This is a genomic window from Pseudactinotalea sp. HY158, from assembly GCF_009660225.1.
Classification (GTDB): Bacteria; Actinomycetota; Actinomycetes; order Actinomycetales; family Beutenbergiaceae; genus HY158.
The window spans coordinates 86,979-105,296 of record NZ_CP045920.1 but is presented as its reverse complement, the minus strand read 5'-3'; the positions used below and the strand labels follow the sequence as shown (position 1 = coordinate 105,296).

Annotated in this window: 16 protein-coding genes; 4 read left to right on the top strand and 12 right to left on the bottom strand. The window is 68.8% G+C overall.

Going from position 1 to position 18,318, the window contains the following annotated elements; translation table 11 throughout:
- Nucleotides 1–89 precede the first annotated feature (89 nt).
- Complete coding sequence (locus tag GCE65_RS00485) at nt 90–344, bottom strand: DUF6458 family protein (protein ID WP_153876996.1); 255 nt, start codon at nt 342–344, stop codon at nt 90–92.
- Nucleotides 345–507: 163 nt separating this feature from the next.
- Between GCE65_RS00485 and GCE65_RS00480 the strand changes: the two genes are divergently transcribed.
- Nucleotides 508–1,059 (top strand): phosphoribosyltransferase, encoded by a 552-nt coding sequence (locus tag GCE65_RS00480; RefSeq protein WP_152817938.1) that lies wholly within the window; start codon nt 508–510, stop codon nt 1,057–1,059.
- A 3-nt stretch (nt 1,060–1,062) separates the two neighbouring features.
- On the opposite strand, the gene GCE65_RS00475 is transcribed toward GCE65_RS00480, so the two are convergent.
- The 3 genes from GCE65_RS00475 to GCE65_RS00465 all read right to left on the bottom strand — a co-directional run bounded on the left by GCE65_RS00475 (nt 1,063) and on the right by GCE65_RS00465 (nt 4,045).
- The gene (locus GCE65_RS00475; RefSeq protein WP_153876995.1) at nt 1,063–1,752 is read right to left on the bottom strand and encodes an ASCH domain-containing protein; all 690 of its coding nucleotides are present in this window, start codon (nt 1,750–1,752) and stop codon (nt 1,063–1,065) included.
- 78 nt (nt 1,753–1,830) lie between these two features.
- Nucleotides 1,831–2,193: a hypothetical protein gene (locus tag GCE65_RS00470; RefSeq protein ID WP_153876994.1), complete on the bottom strand. Its 363-nt coding sequence runs from the start codon at nt 2,191–2,193 to the stop codon at nt 1,831–1,833.
- Nucleotides 2,194–2,206: 13 nt separating this feature from the next.
- The gene (locus GCE65_RS00465; protein WP_228760030.1) at nt 2,207–4,045 is read right to left on the bottom strand and encodes an MDR family MFS transporter; all 1,839 of its coding nucleotides are present in this window, start codon (nt 4,043–4,045) and stop codon (nt 2,207–2,209) included.
- A gap of 94 nt (nt 4,046–4,139) precedes the next feature.
- Here GCE65_RS00465 and GCE65_RS00460 point away from each other — a divergent pair, with 94 nt between their 5' ends.
- The 3 genes from GCE65_RS00460 (at nt 4,140) to GCE65_RS00450 (ending at nt 8,846) form a co-directional block, all read left to right on the top strand.
- Nucleotides 4,140–4,835, top strand: a complete 696-nt coding sequence (locus tag GCE65_RS00460; protein ID WP_153876993.1) for a TetR/AcrR family transcriptional regulator — start codon at nt 4,140–4,142, stop codon at nt 4,833–4,835.
- Nucleotides 4,836–4,995: 160 nt separating this feature from the next.
- Nucleotides 4,996–6,750: an ABC transporter ATP-binding protein gene (locus GCE65_RS00455; RefSeq protein WP_153876992.1), complete on the top strand. Its 1,755-nt coding sequence runs from the start codon at nt 4,996–4,998 to the stop codon at nt 6,748–6,750.
- Entirely contained in the window at nt 6,747–8,846 is a 2,100-nt protein-coding gene (locus tag GCE65_RS00450) for an ABC transporter ATP-binding protein (RefSeq protein WP_370460162.1), read from the top strand. The genes GCE65_RS00455 and GCE65_RS00450 overlap by 4 nt, the downstream gene beginning before the upstream one ends.
- Before the next feature lie 377 nt (nt 8,847–9,223).
- Here the strand turns inward: GCE65_RS00450 and GCE65_RS00445 are convergent, their stop codons facing one another.
- The 8 genes from GCE65_RS00445 to GCE65_RS00410 all read right to left on the bottom strand — a co-directional run bounded on the left by GCE65_RS00445 (nt 9,224) and on the right by GCE65_RS00410 (nt 17,979).
- Complete coding sequence (locus tag GCE65_RS00445; RefSeq protein WP_152818036.1) at nt 9,224–9,682, bottom strand: ribose-5-phosphate isomerase; 459 nt, start codon at nt 9,680–9,682, stop codon at nt 9,224–9,226.
- 55 nt (nt 9,683–9,737) lie between these two features.
- Nucleotides 9,738–10,850 (bottom strand): RuBisCO large subunit C-terminal-like domain-containing protein, encoded by a 1,113-nt coding sequence (locus tag GCE65_RS00440; protein ID WP_153876991.1) that lies wholly within the window; start codon nt 10,848–10,850, stop codon nt 9,738–9,740.
- Nucleotides 10,844–12,583: a dihydroxyacetone kinase family protein gene (locus GCE65_RS00435; protein ID WP_153876990.1), complete on the bottom strand. Its 1,740-nt coding sequence runs from the start codon at nt 12,581–12,583 to the stop codon at nt 10,844–10,846. The genes GCE65_RS00440 and GCE65_RS00435 overlap by 7 nt, the downstream gene beginning before the upstream one ends.
- A 36-nt stretch (nt 12,584–12,619) precedes the next feature.
- Nucleotides 12,620–13,180 (bottom strand): SIS domain-containing protein, encoded by a 561-nt coding sequence (locus GCE65_RS00430; RefSeq protein WP_153876989.1) that lies wholly within the window; start codon nt 13,178–13,180, stop codon nt 12,620–12,622.
- Between the two features lies 1 nt (nt 13,181).
- On the bottom strand, nt 13,182–14,240 hold the full coding sequence (locus GCE65_RS00425) for an ABC transporter permease (RefSeq protein ID WP_153876988.1): 1,059 nt from the start codon (nt 14,238–14,240) through the stop codon (nt 13,182–13,184).
- 20 nt (nt 14,241–14,260) lie between these two features.
- The gene (locus tag GCE65_RS00420) at nt 14,261–15,289 is read right to left on the bottom strand and encodes an ABC transporter permease (protein WP_153876987.1); all 1,029 of its coding nucleotides are present in this window, start codon (nt 15,287–15,289) and stop codon (nt 14,261–14,263) included.
- Nucleotides 15,286–16,836, bottom strand: coding sequence for a sugar ABC transporter ATP-binding protein (locus tag GCE65_RS00415; protein ID WP_153876986.1), 1,551 nt, complete (start codon nt 16,834–16,836; stop codon nt 15,286–15,288). Before GCE65_RS00415 ends, GCE65_RS00420 begins: the two co-directional genes overlap by 4 nt.
- Nucleotides 16,837–16,929: 93 nt before the next feature.
- On the bottom strand, nt 16,930–17,979 hold the full coding sequence (locus GCE65_RS00410; protein WP_153876985.1) for a substrate-binding domain-containing protein: 1,050 nt from the start codon (nt 17,977–17,979) through the stop codon (nt 16,930–16,932).
- Between the last annotated feature and the right edge of the window lie 339 nt (nt 17,980–18,318).

The window sequence follows — 18,318 nt, the reverse complement described above, 5'->3', positions numbered from 1 at the left end:
CGGCGCGCGGGCGCCGGCGGGCGAACGGGTGACATTCCCCGCCCGGCGTCACGAATGCGGGCCGGCGAGAATCCACGCGGCGGCCGAGGTCAGGGGGTGGGTGGGCCATCGGAGCGAGAGTCCGTTCGGCGCTCGGTCACGCCCCCGGGGCCCGACTGTTGGATCGTCGTCGTGGTCCGGCCGCGGCGGGCCGAGAAGACGACGCTGAGGATGAGGCCGAGGAGCCCCCCGGCCATGAGGATGTAGCCGATGAGCGTGAGGTTCACGCCCTCGACGACGTCCGAGATCGCGAAGGCCAGGATGGCCCCGATGATGATCAGGGCGATGCTCGATCCGATTCTCACGAGGGTCCACCTCCGGTTCGGCGTGCGGGCGCCCGCTTGGTCGGCGCTACTTCGAACGTACGGCCGGGGGCGACCGGTGTCCACGCCTGCGCCCGACGGGTTCTGCGCGGGTGGGCGGGCGAACGGGCCTCGGGGCGCGGCGGTGCGCGCGTAGAGTACGTCCATGGGCAAAGCATTCGACGACGTCGCCACCGATCGGGAGTTGGAGATCCTCACCTGGGAGGGTTTCGGTGAGGCGACCCGGGAGTTGGCGAGGTCGGTCGTGGCCTCGGGCTGGATGCCCGATCTCGTCGTCGCCGTGGCGCGCGGCGGGCTGCTGCCGGCCGGGGCGCTCTCCTACGCCCTCGGCGTCAAGGCGATGGGCACGCTCAACGTGGAGTTCTACACGGGCGTGGGCGAGACGCTCGCGGAGCCCGTCGTGCTGCCGCCGCTCATGGACACCTCCGAGTTGCCCGGGCGCAAGGTGCTCGTGGTCGACGACGTGGCCGACTCGGGCAAGACGCTGCGGCTCGTGATGAACCTCGTGCGCGACAAGGGCATCCTGGCGGAGGTCGACGACGACGGTAGCCCGACCGAGATGATCTCCGTGGAGGCGCGCTCGGCCGTGCTGTACACGAAGCCGGTGAGCGTGATCGAGCCGGACTACACGTGGAAGCACACGCCCCAGTGGATCGCCTTCCCGTGGTCGGACAAGCCGCCCGTCACGCAGGAGTAGCGGCTACGCGCCGGTGGCATCCTCGAGATCGGCGGCATCCCCGATCTCAGCAGTATCCCCGATATCAGCGGCATCGGCAGCATCAGCAATCGCAGGAGGCCACACGAGCGTGAACCGCTCGAGCAGGAGTTCGTCGGTCTCGGCGAAGGTCGCCCCACGCGCGGCGCACGTGCGCTCGCAATAGCGGCGGTGCTCGCGCCGCCACGAGGCGAGTGAGCCGTCGTCCTCCCCCTCGTCGCGCGCGAACCGCTCGTCCACCTCGGCGAAGCGGGCGATGCGCAGCTCCGTCGTGCGCAGGATCGCCCGCGGCACCCCGTGGCCATCGCACGCGACCCAGTGCGCGCCGATCACCGGCGGCGCCTCGCCGGCCGCCTCGAAGTCCGCGAGCAGCGAACTCGTGGCCCGCTTGGTTCCGTGCGTGACCGCCGCGAGCAGGCTGTTCGCGAGCTCGAGGGAGTCGCCGAAGGTGTCCGCCTCGTAGGTCTGATCATGGACGGCGCCCGTGGCGGCCCCGTAGGCCGCCCACAGCCGGCGGGCGGCGTCGTGATCGATCGGCTCGGCCGGTGTGCGGGTCGCGACGGGGACGTCGGGGGTGCGGGACGCGACGGGGGCAGCGGGGGTGCGAGTCGCGTCGGGGTCAGCGGGGGTGCGGGTCACATCAGGGGTGTGGGTCGCGTCGGGGGCAGCGGGCATGCGGGCCACGGTAGCGGGCCCGCAGCGGGACATCACTCGGCCCGTCGATCGGTCGGTCGGCACGTCGGGGTCGGCCCGTCAGTCGCTCGGTCGGCACGTCGCTCGGTCGGTCGGTCGGTCGGCACGTCGCTCGGTCGGTCGGTCGGCGAGAGCCTGGACAACGGCGGCGCCGACCAGGGCCAGAACCCTGAACCGACAGCCGACCAGGGCCAGAACCCTGAACCGACAACCGACCAGGGCCAGATCGTTGATCCGACAACCGACCAGGGCCAGATCGTTGATCCGACAACCGACCAGGGCCAGATCGTTGATCCGACAGCCGACCAGGGCCAGATCGTTGATCCGACAGCCGACCAGGGCCAGATCGTTGATCCGCGCCGGGATTTCAACCCTTCGGCCCTGGTCGACGTCAGGTAGCCACCCGCGGCCGCCCGCGGTCACCCCCGGCGGGGCGTCACTCGGCCCGGTCGACGAGCACACCGCGCTCGAGCACGTCTGCCTTCGCTGCGTCTCCTGTGTCCACCGTGTCCGCTGCGTCCACTGCGTCCACTGAGTCCACTGAGTCCACTGAGTCCACTGCGTCCACTGCGTGCGCTGTGTCCCCTATGTCTCGTGTGTCTCGTGTGTCTGCTGTGCCTCCCGCGACCGCTGCGTCCATGACAGCCGCTGCGCCCACTGCATCCTCAGCATCCTCGGCATCCTGGGCGGCGTCCTCGGAGAGCACCTCCTCGACCTGCTGCCCGGACGGCTCGTGCAGGGTGTCGCGCAGGGGCAGCTTCTTGATGAACAGGGTGGCGAGGAAGGCGATGAGCACGATCGGCGTGGCCACGACGAAGACCTGATGGAGGGCGTCCGACATGCCCATGCGGACCGCGTCGACGATCGGGCCCGGCAGGTGCGCGAGCTTGTCGGGGTCGAGCACGCTGCTCGCATCCATGCCGCCGATCGCGCCCGCATCGGCCCCCGGGGCCAGATGCCCGGCGATCGCCGGGCCCATGCGGGAGGTCATGATCGTGCCGAGGATCGCGATCCCCACGGTGCCCCCGGCGCTGCGGAAGAACTGCACGGCCGAGGTGGCCACGCCCATATCGCGCATCGGCACCTTGTTCTGCACCACGAGCACATAGGTGCTCATCCCGGTGCCGAGGCCGAGGCCGAGCACGACCATCGCGATCCGCAGGTGCCAGATCGGGTCGCCGTAGGAGAGGTCGACGAGCAGGAGGAAGCCGACCACCATGAGCAGGTTCCCGGTGAGCATGAAGCCCTTGTACCTGCCCGTGCGGGTGATGAGCAGCCCGACCCCCACGCTCACGAGGATCATCGCGAGCGACATCGGCATGACGATGAGGCCCGAGTTCGTGGCGTTCACACCCATGACGCCCTGGGCGTAGACCGGGATGTAGAAGATGGAGCCGAACATGCCCATCGCGATGACGAACGAGGCGATGTTCGCGGCAGTGAAGGTGCCGTCCCGGAACAGGTGCAGCGGCATCACCGGCTCCTTCGCCCGCAGCTCCACCGGGATGAAGATCGCCAGCATCACGAAGCCGAGGATGTATGCCCCGAGCACCTCCCACGAGCCCCACGGGTAGGTGGTCCCGCCCCACGAGGTCGCGAGCAGGATGGCGACGAGCGCGACCGTGAGGAGCGAGATCCCGGCCACGTCGAGCTTCGCCTCCCGCCGGGTGTGCGGGAGGTGGAGGTTCTTCACGATGAAGACGAGGGCCGCGATGCCGATCGGCAGCGTCACGTAGAACAGCCAGCGCCAGCCCCAGTGGTCGGTGATGAACCCGCCCGCGAGCGGCCCGGCCACCGACGTGATGCCGAAGACGGCGCCCATGATGCCCTGGTACTTGCCGCGCTGCCGGGGCGGGATGATGTCGCCGATGATCACCTGCGACAGCGGCATGAGGGTGCCCATGCCCAGACCCTGGATCACCCGGGCGCCCACGAGCCACCAGAAGTTCCCGGCCAACCCGGCGAGCACCGTGCCCAGCATGAACAGCACGAGGCCCCAGATGTAGAAGACCCGGCGCCCGTACAGGTCCGAGAGCTTGCCCACGACGGGCACGATGACGGCCGAGGCGAGCATCGCCGAGGTCGCCAACCAGGAGTAATAGGACATGCCGCCGAGCTCGGCCACGATGATCGGCATCGCGGGCGACACGATCGTCTGGCTGCCGGCGGCCACGAGCATGCCGAGCATGAGGCCGATGAACACCCGCTTCGACTCGGGTGTGAGGGTGAAACCGGCCGGCTGTTGGGACGTCCTGGAGACGGGGGTGGCTGTCACGAGGGGGCGGGATCCTTCCGAAGTGCGAGCCCTCATGCTAGAACCGTCATTGCAGATTGTGCAAACATTCATCGCATGCATATATTGGGTTGTGATGAACATCGCCGCGCATGAGGACCGCCCCGGCCTGCGGGAGCGCAAGAAGCGCGCCACCTGGGCCGCGCTCCACCGCGCCGCGCTCACCCTCGTGGACTCCCGCGGCCTCGACCAGGTGACCGTCGACGACATCGCCGCGGCCGCCGACGTCTCACCCCGCACGTTCTTCAACTACTTCCGCACGAAGGAGGATGCGCTCACCGGGGTCGACCCCCACTACGTGGACGAACTCGTGGCCACGCTCCGCGACCGGCCGGAATCCGAGTCGCCCGTCGCCGCCTGCCGCGCCGTGCTGCTGTGGGACTGCGAGCGCGTCCTGCGCGGTGAGGACCTCTGGGAGAAGCGGGTCCGCGTGGCCACCCGCCATCGCGACCTCTTCCAGTCCGCTTGGGCGACCTCCGCCCACCTGGAGATCGAGCTCACCCGCGCCCTGGCCCACCGCATGGGCCTCGATCCCAAGCGCAGCCCCCTGCCGGGGATCCTCGCCGGCACGACGATCGTCGTGCGCCGGAGCGCCGTGCGCACGTGGGTTCTCGGCGGCTTCACGCAGGGCTACCGGGACGTGCTCGACTCCACCCTCGCCCAGCTCGCCCACATCGCCGCCCTCGATCCGGCCGCGACCGGCTCGAGTCCCCAGAGTCCCCCGAGTACGCCGAGTACGCCGAGTACGCCTGGGCCTCCCCCGCCCGCGTGAGCGCGCGCCGGCGCCTCATCCGAAATATGGATTGCGCCGCGGCGGCGAAGCCCGAACAATAGACCGTCGCACCATCACGCCATTCCGTCCCGAAACACCTTCCCCTCCCGACGCCTCCCCTCCCGACGCCCCGGGCCGATCGCCCCCATTGGATGAAACCGTGTCACTCCTGCACCTGGCCTGGAGCCACCTCAAGCCGTATCGCGGCTGGGCGCTCCTGGTCATCCTCTTCCAGCTCATCGCCACGATCGCCGCACTGCTGCTCCCGAGCCTCAACGCCGAGATCATCGACCGGGGCATCGCGCTCGGCGACGTCGACTTCATCTGGTCCACGGGCGTCTGGATGCTGTTCGTCTGCTTCGTCCAGGCCGTGAGCGCCGTGCTCGCCGTCTACTTCGGCGCCCGCACGGCCATGGCGCTCGGGCGGGACATCCGGCGCAGCGTGTACCGCCAGGTCGACCGGCTCTCCGCCCTCGACCTGGGCCGGTTCGGCTCGGCCACGCTCATCACCCGCGGCACGAACGACGTGCAGCAGGTGCAGATGCTCGTGCTCATGACCTTCAACTTCATGGTCACCGCGCCGATCATGTGCATCGGCGGCATCATCATGGCGCTGCGCGAGGACGTCGGCCTGTCGTGGCTCGTGTGGGTCTCGGTGCCGCTGCTCGTCGTCGTCGTCGGTCTGCTCGTGGGCCGCCTCATGCCGCTCTTCCGGCAGATGCAACACCGCATCGACGGCATCAACGGCGTGCTGCGCGAACAGATCATGGGGATCCGCGTCGTCCGTGCGTTCGTGCGGGAACCGCACGAGACCAAGCGCTACGACGACGCCAACGAGGCGCTGACGAACGTCTCGGTGCGCGTGGGGAACATCTTCGTGCTCATGTTCCCGATCATCATGATGGTCCTGCACGTGGCCACGGCCGCCGTGCTGTGGTTCGGCGGCTACCGGGTGGAGGCCGGCCAGATGGAGGTCGGGGCGCTCACCGCGTTCCTGCAGTACCTGCTGCAGATCCTCATGGCGGTCATGATGGGCGTGTTCATGACGATGATGATCCCGCGCGCGGTCGTCTGCGCCGAGCGCATCGAGGAGGTGCTCGAGACGGAGCCGTCCATGGACTCCTCCGGACTCACCGACGACCTCGCGGCCCAGCTCACCGCCGAGGGGTCCGGTCGGGTCGAGTTCTCCGGCGTCTCCTTCGGCTACCCGGGGGCGGAACGACTGGTGATCGACGACGTGAGCTTCGTGGCCGAACCGGGCCACACGACCGCGATCGTCGGCTCGACCGGCTCGGGGAAGACGACGCTGCTCCAGTTGGCCTCGCGGATGTTCGACCCCGCCTCGGGCGAGGTGCGCATCAGCGGGGTCCCGCTCACCGCGCTCACGACCGAGGACCTCGCGGGCGTGGTCGCCGTCGTACCGCAGAAGCCGTACCTGTTCTCCGGCACGATCGCCACGAACCTGCGCTTCGGCCGCACGGACGCCACGGACTCCGAGCTGTGGGAGGCGCTGCGCGTGGCCCAGGGCGAGGACTTCGTCCGGGACCGCCCCGGCGGGCTCGATTCCGGGGTGTCCCAGGGCGGCACGAACGTCTCCGGCGGGCAGCGCCAGCGGCTGTGCATCGCCCGGGCGCTCGCCGCGCGGCCCCGGGTGTACCTGTTCGACGACTCGTTCTCGGCCCTCGACGTGGCCACCGACGCCCGGCTGCGCGCCGCGCTCGCGGAGGCGACGACGGACGCGACCGTCATCATCGTCGCCCAGCGCGTGGCGACGATCCGCGACGCCGATCAGATCCTCGTGCTCGACGCGGGCGTGCTCGTCGCGCGCGGCACCCACGACGAGCTGCTCACCACGAGCGAGACCTACCGCGAGATCGTGGAGTCCCAGCTCAGCACCGAAGGAGCCGACCGATGACCCGGGAGGACGCGCCGGCCGAGGGCCCTCTGAACGAGGTGCCCGAGGAGGAGTTCATGGGCGGCGACACCGACATCTTCAGCGAGGGCCCGCCGCCCCGGAAGGCCCGGAACTTCTGGTCCTCCGCGAAGCGGCTCGCCGGCCTCATCCGGCCGGAGCGGGTGCTGTTCTCCCTCGTCATCGCGCTCGTGGTCGTCTCCGTGGTGCTCACGGTCATCGCCCCGAGGATCCTCGGCCAGGCGATGGACGTCATCTTCTCCGGGTTCATCGGCTCGAAGCTGCCCGCGGACGTGAGCCTGGACGAGCTCATCGCGCAGGCGCAGGCGAGCGGGAACGGCCAGTACGCCGAGATGCTCGGCAAGTCCGGGGTGGTGCCCGGGCAGGGGATCGACTTCGGCCTGCTCGGCGAGAAGATCCTCATCGTGCTCTCGCTGTACATCGTGGCCTCGGTGCTCATGTGGGCCAGCGGCTACCTGCTCAACCGCATGGTCATGCGGATCGTGTACAGGCTCCGGGCCGATATCGAGACCAAGCTGAACAACCTGCCGCTCTCCTATTTCGACACCCGCCAGCGCGGCGACCTGATGAGCCGCGTGACGAACGACGTGGACAACATCCAGCAGGCGTTGCAGCAGGGCTTCAGTCAGCTCGTCCAGTCGGCGCTGCAGGTCGTCGGGATCGCGATCATGATGTTCGTCGTGTCCTGGCAGCTCGCGCTGCTGGCCCTCGTGGCGCTGCCGCTCAGCGCGATCATCGCCGGCACGGTCGGCGCCCGTTCCCAGAAGCGCTTCCAGGCCCAGTGGAAGGAGACCGGCTCCCTCAACGGCCACATCGAGGAGACCTTCTCCGGGCTTGAGCTCGTGCGGATCTTCGGGCGCTCCCGGGAGATGATCGCCGAGTTCGACGAGCGCAACGAGCGGCTGTTCAAGGCCTCGTTCGGCGCCCAGTTCCTCTCCGGCTCGATGATGCCGCTCATGCAGTTCACGTCGTACCTGACGTATGTGCTCATCGCCGTCGCCGGCGGGCTGCGGGTGGCCTCGGGGCACCTCACCCTCGGCGACGCGACGGCGTTCATCCAGTATTCGCGGGAGTTCTCCCAGCCGCTCGGGCAGATCGCCGGGCTCGCCCAGATGATCCAGTCGGGCGTCGCCTCCGCCGAGCGCACCTTCGAGCTTCTGGACGCCGAGGAGCAGGTTCCCGAGGTCGTCACCGCCGAGCTGCCGCGCCGGACCGACGGGCACGTGGCGTTCGAGCACGTCTCGTTCTCCTACGACCCGGACACGCCGCTCATCGACGACCTCTCCCTCGAGGTGCAGCCCGGCCAGACCGTGGCGATCGTGGGGCCCACCGGCGCCGGGAAGACCACCCTGGTCAACCTCGTCATGCGCTTCTACGAGCTGAACTCGGGCCGCATCCTGCTCGACGGGGTGGACATCACCGCGCTCAGCCGCCACGCCGTGCGCTCCCGGGTCGGGATGGTGCTCCAGGACGCGGTGCTCTTCGAGGGCACGATCGCCGAGAACATCCGTTACGGGCGGCTCGACGCCACGGACGAGGAGATCGTCGAGGCGGCCCGGGCCACGATGGTCGACCGCTTCGTTCGGCAGCTCCCGGACGGCTACGACACGGTCGTGGACGAGGACGGCGACGCCGTCTCCGCCGGCGAGCGGCAGCTGCTCACGATCGCCCGGGCGTTCATCGCGAATCCGTCGCTGCTCATCCTCGACGAGGCTACGAGCTCCGTGGACACCCGCACCGAGCTGCTCGTGCAGCACGCCATGAACGCCCTGCGCACCGATCGCACGAGCTTCGTGATCGCCCACCGGCTCTCGACGATCCGCGACGCGGACCTCATCCTCATGATGGAGTCCGGCCGGATCGTTGAGAAGGGCACCCACACCGAGCTCCTCGAGGCCCGCGGCCCGTACCACGACCTGTACATGACCCAGTTCCTCGGGGCGGCCGTCGACATCGACGCCGATCCCGACCTCGCACCGGTCGGAGCGGCCGCACCGCCGGCCGCCGCGGGGGCCCCGGGAACGGAGCCGAGCGGCGCGCCCGCCGAGGGGGCGCAGGCCGGGTCCGAGGAGGGCTGATCGCTCCTGGCCCGTGAGCGCTGCCGGCCACCCGCATCCCACGCACCTCCCGACGCCTGCCCACCCCACCTTCGTCGAAGGGCCGGCACCCCGCGTGGTATCGGCCCTTCGACGCGTTCGCGCAGGGACGGTACACCTCGCCCAGGGTGCGGCCCACCGCTATCGTGACCGCCTCGGTCAGCCATCAGAACTCAGCAGCCACAGGTCGGCGGCCGGCAGTGAACGGGTCAAGAGTGAAAGGTGGACCTCAGCACGAGCCCCTGCGGCGGCCGCGTGGGCCCCATCACCGTTCGCTCCAGGCACGTGCCGACGGCGCGGCTCTCATCCCAGGTGGCTGACCGGCGGTCACCGGCGACTCGACGCGCCGGTGGATCCGGCTAGGAGGTCTCGTAGTCGCGGATACGCGCCACCTTCTCAGCCGATGCCGACGTGTCGTCGAAGCGGTAAGCGAGCCATTCGGATGCCAGCCGGCGGGCGAGCTCGAGGCCGATGACCCGCTGACCAAAGGTCAGCACCTGGGCGTCGTTGGACAGGACCGACCGCTCCACCGAGTAGGAGTCGTGAGCCGTCACCGCCCGGACCCCGGCCACCTTGTTCGCCGCGATTGCCACCCCCATGCCGGTGCCGCAGATCAGCAACGCCCGGTCGACCTCGCCGCGAGCGACCTTCTCTGCCGCCGCTATGGCGACATTCGGGTAGTACGTGCCGTCGTCGGCGGCGCCGACGCCCACATCGACGACGACGGCGACGCGTGCGTCTCCCTGGAGGTCTCGCTTGATGGCCTCCTTGTACTCGAAGCCGGCGTTGTCCGCGCCGACGGCAATTCTGAAGGTCATGGTGATCGTGTCCAATCGCTTGAGGGTCTATCGATTCGTGGATCGTGTCGATGCGTCAGGCTTGCGTCGCGAGGCGCTCGACTGCACCCCGCAGCGCACTCGCATTCGTTCGTAGGTCGCCGCGATGGAGCGCGCCACCGACCAGATACACGGCGTCGGCGCCGTAGGTGTCGTAGAGAGCACCCACCCGCTCGATCGACATGCCGCCGCCGGGCACGGGCATCGACGGCTCGACTGTCCCGAGCGGGCGGCGGCACTCATCCCGGATCCGCTCGCATTCCGCCGCGCTCGGGCCGAACCGGCCTCCATGGCTGACGAACACGCACAGGTCCGCTCCGCACAACCGATTCAGCAGGCCGTAGATCAGCCCCGGCTCGAAGCCGTGGCCTCCCCGTGCGGTCAGTGAGCCGAGGCCCGCGGGGTGGGAGATGACCGGCAGCCCGATCGAGGGATCGCTCGCCAGCACACGAACCATCTCGAAGGAGGAGAGTCCGGGAAGTGCGAGCAGAGCACCGGCGCCCGCCTCCCGCGCCGCGTGGGCGCAGTCGACCACGCGGTCGAGCGGAACGTTGAGAGACGGCGCATAGAGCGCCGACCGACCTGTCCGCTCGTTGGCTTCGGCAACGGCCTCGGCGCACCGGACGAGCCGCTCGCGCCAGCGAGCCCACGGCTGATCAGCCAGGCCATGGTCGTCTTTGATGACGTCGATGCCGGCACCGGCTAGCAGGCCCGCATGAGCCGCGAGCTCATGTGCCGGCATGCCCATCGGCTTGAGTGCGGTCATGAGGAGTGGACGTTCGGCCGCGCCGACGAGCCTGCGGACCCCGGAGGTCCCGAAGCGGGGCCCGGGCAGGGAGTCGAGAAGCGTCCGCGGCGGCTCGATCGAGACCACCCGAACGTCGTCCATGAGCGAGACGTTGCCCCAGACGACGTTGAGGAACTGGGTCACTGCGCCGTCGGCCTCGAGGATCCTCGGGTCATAGGAGAAAGTCACCCGATCACCGGCGACTTCCTCGACCCGGCCGACGAGCGTCTCCCGAATCCACTCCTGCGCCAAATCATGCGGGAACTCGATGGTCTGCTCGACCCTGATCGCCTCGATGGTCCCGGACAGGTCGGCGGAGCCGAGCCGGTACGTCACATACAGACGTTCGGGATCGGTCAGCACCGTTCGTCCTCTGCTGCGAGGCTGGCGACCACAGCACGAGCGATGAGGGCGAAGGAGACCGCGCCAGGATCGGGCGCCCCCCGGCTCCGGCCGGCGTTGGGGCGGGCTCGGCCGATCCTCGGCTCGAGGTCGGCCGTCGCCTGAGCCGCGGCCTCGGCAGCGCGCACCGCCGCCTCCGCTGCACCCGGTCCCGAGCCGATCTCGGCGCCGAGGGAGGCCGAGAACGGAGCCATCGCATCGAGCATCGTCTTGTCTCCCACCCGGGCTCCGCCGAGCCCGCCGATGGTTCCCACGAACTCCTCGACCGCGGCGGCGACCCTCGCCGGGTCGACATCGCCGTCCCCGAGCCGCCGCCCCGCGGCTCCGAGTGCCGAACCCCACAGCACACCGGACGTACCGCCCGCTGCATCCGCCCACGCCTCGCCCGCGCGCGCGATTGTCGTGCCGAGCCCGGCGCCGGCACGGGCCGCCTCCCGAGCACCGACGCACGCGGCGCTCACCCCGCGCGTCATGCCACGGCCGTGGTCGCCGTCACCGGCGACGGCGTCCAGCCGCCCCAGCTCGGCCTCGTTCGCCAGGATCGCGGCGAGCGCCTTCTCGGCGGCGCGCACCGCACTGCGCGCATGCTCCAGGGAGGCGGCCGTGGCCTCGGGGATCTCCACCACGTCCGCGGCTTCCTCGGCCCCGGCGCCGTCCTCGACCGATGCCGGGGTCGGTGTCTGGGCCGATGCCGATGCCACCGTTGTCCCGCGCCGCCAGGCGGGCGTGTCGCAGGCGGCGCGCCATAGCGGTTCGAGTTCATCGTTCAGCCAGGTGATCGTGAGGGAGACGCCGCCCATGTCGAGGCTGGTCACGATCTCGCCCACCTCAGGCTCGACCAGGTCGTAACCGGCCGCGGTGAGCAGGGGGGCGATCTCCGCCCAGAGCAGGAAGAGCTCCTCGTACTTCGTGGTTCCCAAGCCGTTGAGCACGACGGCGATCCGCCGATCGTCACCGGGATCCTCGGCGAGCAGGGGCTCGACCAGGTGGTGGGCGATGTCCGCGGCGGTGCCGAGCTCGACGGTCGTGATGCCGGGTTCGCCGTGGAGCCCGAGACCGATCGCCATCGTGCCTGCCTCGACCGTGAAGAGCGGCTCGGCCTTGCCAGGCATGGTGCAGCCCGACAATCCGATCCCCACCGTCCGGGTGCGGTTGTTGGCCAGGTTACCGAGCCGTTCGACCTCGTCGATCGGCGCACCGGTCTCGGCGGCCGCGCCTAGGACCTTGAAGACCGTGAAGTCCCCGGCGATCCCCCGTCGGCGCGAGATCTCGTCCGTGCCCGCCGCGTGGATGTCATCCGTCACGACGACCTGACGCGCGTCGACCCCCGCGTCGAGGAGGGCCTGCGTCGCCATCCCGAAATTCATGACGTCGCCCGCGTGGTTTCCGTATGCGAAGATCACCCCGCCTCCGCGCTCCGAGGCCCGAGCGACCGACTGCGCGTACTGGGCCGACGGGGCGCTGAAGATGTTGCCGACCACGGCGCCGTCCGCGAAGCCGGGACCGACCCAGCCGGCGAAGGCGGGATAGTGTCCGGTCCCGCCGCCGACGAGAACGGCGACCTTTCCGTCCGGTCCGGGGGAGCGCCGGACGACTCCGCCGCGGACTGCGCGGACGTATCGCTCGTTGACCATGCAGAATCCGCGCATGGCATCTTCGGTGAAGGTGGCCGGGTCGTTGTGGATCTTCGTCATCGTCACTCCATGCTCGGAAATGGTCGCCCGCTCGGGCTACTCGAAGTTGCGGTGCCGGGCAGCCAGGGCATCGAAGTCGAGGCCGCGCGACTCGGCGAGCCGGAGCACGATGAGGTCGAACATCAGCCCCGTCGCCTGCTCGAACAGGCTGCCCATCGGTTGGATCGAGGTCACCAGGTCGCCGCTGCCCCGGTAGACCGTGGCCGGGATCGCGATCGTCAGATCCGCCTCCCGCGGAGTGCGCCCATCGGGCACGCCGGTGACCACGAGGGTCTGTGCGCCCGCCGCGCGCACCTGCTCGAACACGTAGTCGAGGTGGCCGATCGCGCCCGAACCGTTGACGAGGAGGAACGTGTCTCCCTCGGCGACGTTCGGCGTCGTGTCGTCCCAGCCCCAATGGCAGTCGAAGCCCAGGTGCATGAGCCGCATGGCGAATCCGCGCGCGGCGAGGCCCTCGCGGCCGACCCCGAGCACGAAGACGCGACCCGCACGCTCGAGCGCAGCCACGAGCGCGTCGATCCGGGTGGCATCGATCCGGCCGAGCGTCTCGCCGAGCTCGCCGAGGACCGTGCGCGCGTCCGTCTGGAAGTCCGACATCTCAGGCCTCCGCGTCCACGAGCGTCTGCTGCGGGCCGGCGATCGGCGGTGTGCCCGGCTCCTTCTCGCGACTGCGCCGGCCCGAGCCGATGTTGAGCACGTGGTGGATCACCATGATCAGGAGCAGCGCGGCGCCCCAGATGAAGGTCTTCATATAGGGGTCGAACCGGAGGATCGTGAACGCACTCTGCAGCGATTGGAGCAACACGAGGCCCAGCACGAGGCTCGCGACCCGACCGCGCCCACCGTAGGGGTCGAACCCGGCGAGGACAACGACGAGGATCGCCTGCAGCAGATAGGACTCGCCGAATCCGACGCGCGCGGAGTTGACGCGCGAGACCATGATCATCGCCGCAACGCCGACGATGAGGCCGATGAGCACGTAGGTGATGATGACGAGCCGCTCGTTGCGAACCCCCGTGAACCGCAGGGCGACGTTGTTCTCGCCGTAGAGATAGATCCGTCGGCCGGTCCGCGTCCGTCGGAGCATGAAGCCGACGACTAGGAACACGAGCGCCATGACCACGAACACCACCGGGACCGTGGCCACCGTGGCGACCCCCAGCTCGGCGAAGCCCGGGATCGTCACCGGTACGCTCTGTCCGTCGGTGATCACCATGCCCACTCCGGCGAAGAAGATGAGCGTCGCCAGCGTCGCCAGGATGGGCGGCACGGAGACCTTGGCGATGAGGAGGCCGTTGAGGAGTCCGCACGCCATCCCGGTCACGAGCATCGCGACCGCGCCGAGGACCATGACCATCGACTCGTTCCCCGGCGTGATGGCGATGACATCGCCCGCGAGGAACTTCGTGCCGACGATCCCCGCCAGGACCGCCGCCGAGACGATCGACAGGTCGATCCCGCCGAGCAGCATCGCCAGGCCCATCGCCAGTGCGAGCAGGCCGAACTCGGCCACCTGGGTACCCATCGACTGGAGGTTGCCGGCCGAGAGGAACCGGCCGCCCAGCGTGGCGATGAGCACCATGAGGGTCGTCAGGGTGAGCACGCTGATCACCGAGAGGTTCCGGTCCTGCGAGAACTTTCGCACGACTGCGTTCATTGTCTGTCTCCAGTTCTGGGTCACGCCGCGGCGAAGACGAGGTTCTTGCGATCACTCAGGCGCTGACGGCGATACATGACGCCCAGGCTGATGAGGAGCACGGTTCCGAAGAAGAGGCCGTTCCACGAGGAGCTGAGCCCGAGGAAGACGAGGGTCGCGCCGAACAGCCGGAAGATCACGACACCGAGGAAGGCACCGAGGATCGTGCCCTCACCGCCTGTGAGCTTGGCCCCGCCGATGACCACGGCCGCGATGATGAAGAGCTCCTCCCCGATGAGCGACGTGGGATTCACGTACTTCAGCTCGGAGAAGTAGAGGATCCCCATCATCCCGGCCAGCGCGCCGGTGTAGCAGTACACGAAGAGCTTGGTCCGCAGCACGTTGATGCCGAGGCGCTGCGCGGACTCCTCGCTCGATCCGATCGCGAAGACGGACCGGCCCAGCATCGTGCGATAGAGCAGGAACCAGGTGAGCACGGCCACCGCGAGCACGATCGGCAGGAAGACAGTCAGACCGAACACTCCCGCGTCGGTACTGATCGTGACGAGGTAGCTCGATCCAAACTCCACCAACGAGGCGGGCATCTGGCCGACCGAGTACGACTTCGTGCCGAGCAGGACCGCCATGAGGCCGTGGTAGACGCTCATCGTTCCCAGCGTCACGATAAGCGTCGAGAGCTTGAGGTAGTGGATGAGCAGCGCGTTGACGGCGCCGAGCAGGAGGCCGACGACCACCGCGACGATCAGGGCGAACAGGATGTCGTCCACCCCGAGCGCCAGCATCGTCCTGACCGAGATATAGCCGGAGACGACGGCGACGGCGGTGAACGAGACGTCGATCCCGCCCGAGACCAGCACGACCAGGACCCCGAGGGCTAGCAGCATGACGCCGGAGCCGCTGTAGATCATGTCGAACAGGGTTTCGACGCTGAAGAACAACGGGTTCTTGAGCGCGACGATCACGACGTACGCCACGATGATGGCGCCGAGGTACTTCTCCATGCCCGTCGCACGACGGTTCATGATCGCTCGGAAGGGTGAGCTTCTCATCGGGTCTCTCCTGGTGCAAGGGCCTGAGCGCTGGTGGGATCGGCGATGACGTCCGCGAGCCGCTCCGTGAATCCGGGCAGACGACGGTCGTCGTCGCCGAAGGTCGCGATCACGTCGCCCTCGTGCATGACGATGACGCGATTGCAGTTCGCGACGATCTCCTCGGGCTCGTCCGAGATGAGGACGACGCCCATTCCGGCGGCGGTCAGGGTCTGGATCTGGTCGTAGATCTCGGCCTTGGAGCCGATGTCGATCCCGACCGTCGGACTGTCGAGGATGAACACGGCCGGATCCGTGGCGATCCACTTGCCGATGACGACCTTCTGCTGATTGCCACCGGACAGCCGCCCGGCGATCGCGTCCGGGTTCTTGTTGTTCACGCGCATCTCGTCGATGACGGCCGTGGCGATGTCGTGTTCCGCCTTCTGATCGAGCGTGCGCCACCGGGTGAGGATCTTGTCCAGCTGAGGCGACGTCGAGTTGATCGCAGTGCTTTGCTCTCCGAAGAGCCCCTGGGTGCCGCGGTCCTCCGGCACGAGGGCGATGCCGAGATCGATGGCATCCCAGGGTTGCTCGATCCGCACTGCCCGGCCGTTCACCAGGATCTCGCCACTGTCGGGCTTGTTCAGGCCGTACAGGCTCAGGGCGAGTTCCGTACGCCCCGCCCCGAGCAGGCCCGTGAGGCCGACGATGTCCCCCGCGCGCACGGCGAAGCTGATGTCGCGGTAGTTCCCCCGGCGGGTGAGATTGCGGACCTCGAGCAACGGCGGCCGGGTCGCGTCGTCGGGCCTGGGGAAACGCTCGAACTCGTTGTACAGCACCTCTCGGCCGGTCATGTGGTAACTCAGAGACGCCGAGTCCAGGTCCTCGGCCGCGAAGTCGCCGACCTTGGCGCCGTCCCGGAAGACCGTGATCGTGTCGGCGATCTCGAAGACCTCGTCCAGCTTGTGACTGATGAAGACGATCGCGAGGCCCGACTCCTTCAGCTCGTGGACGATCGTCAGGAGTCGCTTGACCTCTTTCGTGGTCAGCGCCGTGGTCGGCTCGTCCATGAAGAGGATGCGCGCGTCCAGGCTCAGGGCCCGGGCGATCGCGACGAGTTGCTTGTTCGCCATGGACAACGTGCCCACCGACGCATCGAGAGGCAGGTCCACGCGCATCCGCTCGAGCTGCACGGCGGCGATCTCCTGCTGGCGTCGCCGGCTGACGAGGCGGGCGCCATGGTGCAGCATCGCGTTCATGGCGATGTTCTCGGCGACGCTCAGGTGGTCGAAGAGTGATAGGTCCTGGTAGATCACCTGGACGCCGGCCGCGATCGCAGCGCGTGGATCATTCGCCTCGATCCGGCGGCCGTTGACCGTGGCGGTGCCGCCCGTAGGCTCGTACACGCCCGAGACGATCTTGACGAAGGTGGACTTGCCGCTGCCGTTCTCGCCGGCGAGGCAGCGGACCTCGCCTCTGGCGATCGTCACGTCGACGCCCTTGAGGGCGCGAACATCGCCAAACGAGATCGACAGGTCCTCCGCCACGAGGATGGGATCACTCATGCGAACTCTTTCCGGGAATGGGGGCGTCTCGCCCCGAGGTGGGCGGTGCCGGGCGGGTCCGGGCCGTGGGGCCCGCCCGGCGCGGTCAGACGATCAGAACGGATAGCCGTCCGGGAACTGCCCCTTCTCGAGCATCATGATCGCGTCGCCGACGACCATCTCGCCGTCGACCGTGACCGACTCGTAGCCCTCGAAGCCGAGGTCGATGCCGGACTCGATCGTCTCGCCCTGGAGGAGCTTGAGCGCGAGCACGTTGCCCGCATAGCCGGCACCGGCGGGGTTCCAGGTCTGCGCGGAGTAGGTCCAGCCCTCCTCGAGATAGGGCCCGGCGACCGACGGCAGCGACAGGCTCGACACGGTGACGTGGGTGTTGTTCTTCTCCTTGAGCACGGCCGAGAAGTTCGCCCCGGCCGACACCGAACCGTTGACGAAGCCGTCGAGGTCCGGGTAGGCGCGGAGGATCTCCAAGGCGTTCGCCCGGGCGGTCGCGTCGTCGTTGTTGTCCTCGTACGGCTGCGCGGTCACCGGCGTGATCTCGGGATAGTTCTCCTCGAGGTAGGCGATGCCGGCGTTGTACCAGGCCATGTGGGTCTCGGAGGTGAGCGAGCCGACCATGCCGACGAACGTGCCCTCGCCGCCCATGCCCTCCGCGAGCTTCTCGAACATCCGCTCGCCGAACACCGCGTTGTCGAACGCCTCGAGGTCGTAGTCGACCGCCTCGGTGCCCGCGAGGGCGGGCGCCTCGTGCGTGATGACCACGATGCCGCGCTCACGCGCCTTGGTCAGCGCCGGCTCCAATGCCTGCGGGTCGTTCGGGACGACGACCATCGCGTCGACGTTCTGCGCGATCAGGTCTTCGATGATCTGTACCTGCTTCGCCGCATCCTCCGTGTCCGGGCCGATCTGCCAGGCGTCGACCTCATCGCCGAGGTCCTCGTCGAACTGCTCGACGCCGTTCGCCATCGCCTCGAACCACGAGATGCCGTCGACCTTGGGAACCGTGGCGATCTGGTACGGGCCGTCCTTCCCCTCGCCCGTCGGTGCACCGCCGTCCTGGCTGCCGGTGGTGCCGCAGGCGGCGAGTGCTCCGATCGCCCCCAGGGCGGCGATGCCGCTGAGCGCCGTGCGGATACGAACCTTCATGGGTTCTCCTTCGAACTGTCGTGGGCTGTGCAGCAGTCCCAGTTGTAACGTCGTTGTCACAGTAATGAGTCAATTGTAACACGTCAAGTCACAGGATGATCACGATGGAACCGCACCGTACCGGTGCTACATCCGCATTGTGGCGCGGATGCAACCGGACAGTGGTCGATCGGCGCGTAGATGTGATTTACTCAGGTCGGCTGTTACATCGCGGTCCGCCCGACGTGACACCGCACACGCGCCGGTCACTCGGGCCGGACGTTGAGAGCGGGCGCACAGCGTGCGCCTGGGGACGAACGCCCCGGTCCGACGACGCCCCGCCCACCCGACGAGAGGAAG

Excerpts from the sequence above, each read along its gene's own strand:
- GCE65_RS00425 (WP_153876988.1), bottom strand. The coding sequence starts at position 14,240 with ATGAACGCAGTCGTGCGAAAGTTCTCGCAGGACCGGAACCTCTCGGTG.
- GCE65_RS00450 (WP_370460162.1), top strand. The coding sequence starts at position 6,747 with ATGACCCGGGAGGACGCGCCGGCCGAGGGCCCTCTGAACGAGGTGCCC.
- GCE65_RS00415 (WP_153876986.1), bottom strand. The coding sequence starts at position 16,836 with ATGAGTGATCCCATCCTCGTGGCGGAGGACCTGTCGATCTCGTTTGGC.
- GCE65_RS00410 (WP_153876985.1), bottom strand. The coding sequence starts at position 17,979 with ATGAAGGTTCGTATCCGCACGGCGCTCAGCGGCATCGCCGCCCTGGGG.
- GCE65_RS00435 (WP_153876990.1), bottom strand. The coding sequence starts at position 12,583 with ATGACGAAGATCCACAACGACCCGGCCACCTTCACCGAAGATGCCATG.
- GCE65_RS00445 (WP_152818036.1), bottom strand. The coding sequence starts at position 9,682 with ATGACCTTCAGAATTGCCGTCGGCGCGGACAACGCCGGCTTCGAGTAC.
- GCE65_RS00480 (WP_152817938.1), top strand. The coding sequence starts at position 508 with ATGGGCAAAGCATTCGACGACGTCGCCACCGATCGGGAGTTGGAGATC.
- GCE65_RS00420 (WP_153876987.1), bottom strand. The coding sequence starts at position 15,289 with ATGAGAAGCTCACCCTTCCGAGCGATCATGAACCGTCGTGCGACGGGC.
- GCE65_RS00430 (WP_153876989.1), bottom strand. The coding sequence starts at position 13,180 with ATGTCGGACTTCCAGACGGACGCGCGCACGGTCCTCGGCGAGCTCGGC.
- GCE65_RS00475 (WP_153876995.1), bottom strand. The coding sequence starts at position 1,752 with ATGCCCGCTGCCCCCGACGCGACCCACACCCCTGATGTGACCCGCACC.
- GCE65_RS00460 (WP_153876993.1), top strand. The coding sequence starts at position 4,140 with ATGAACATCGCCGCGCATGAGGACCGCCCCGGCCTGCGGGAGCGCAAG.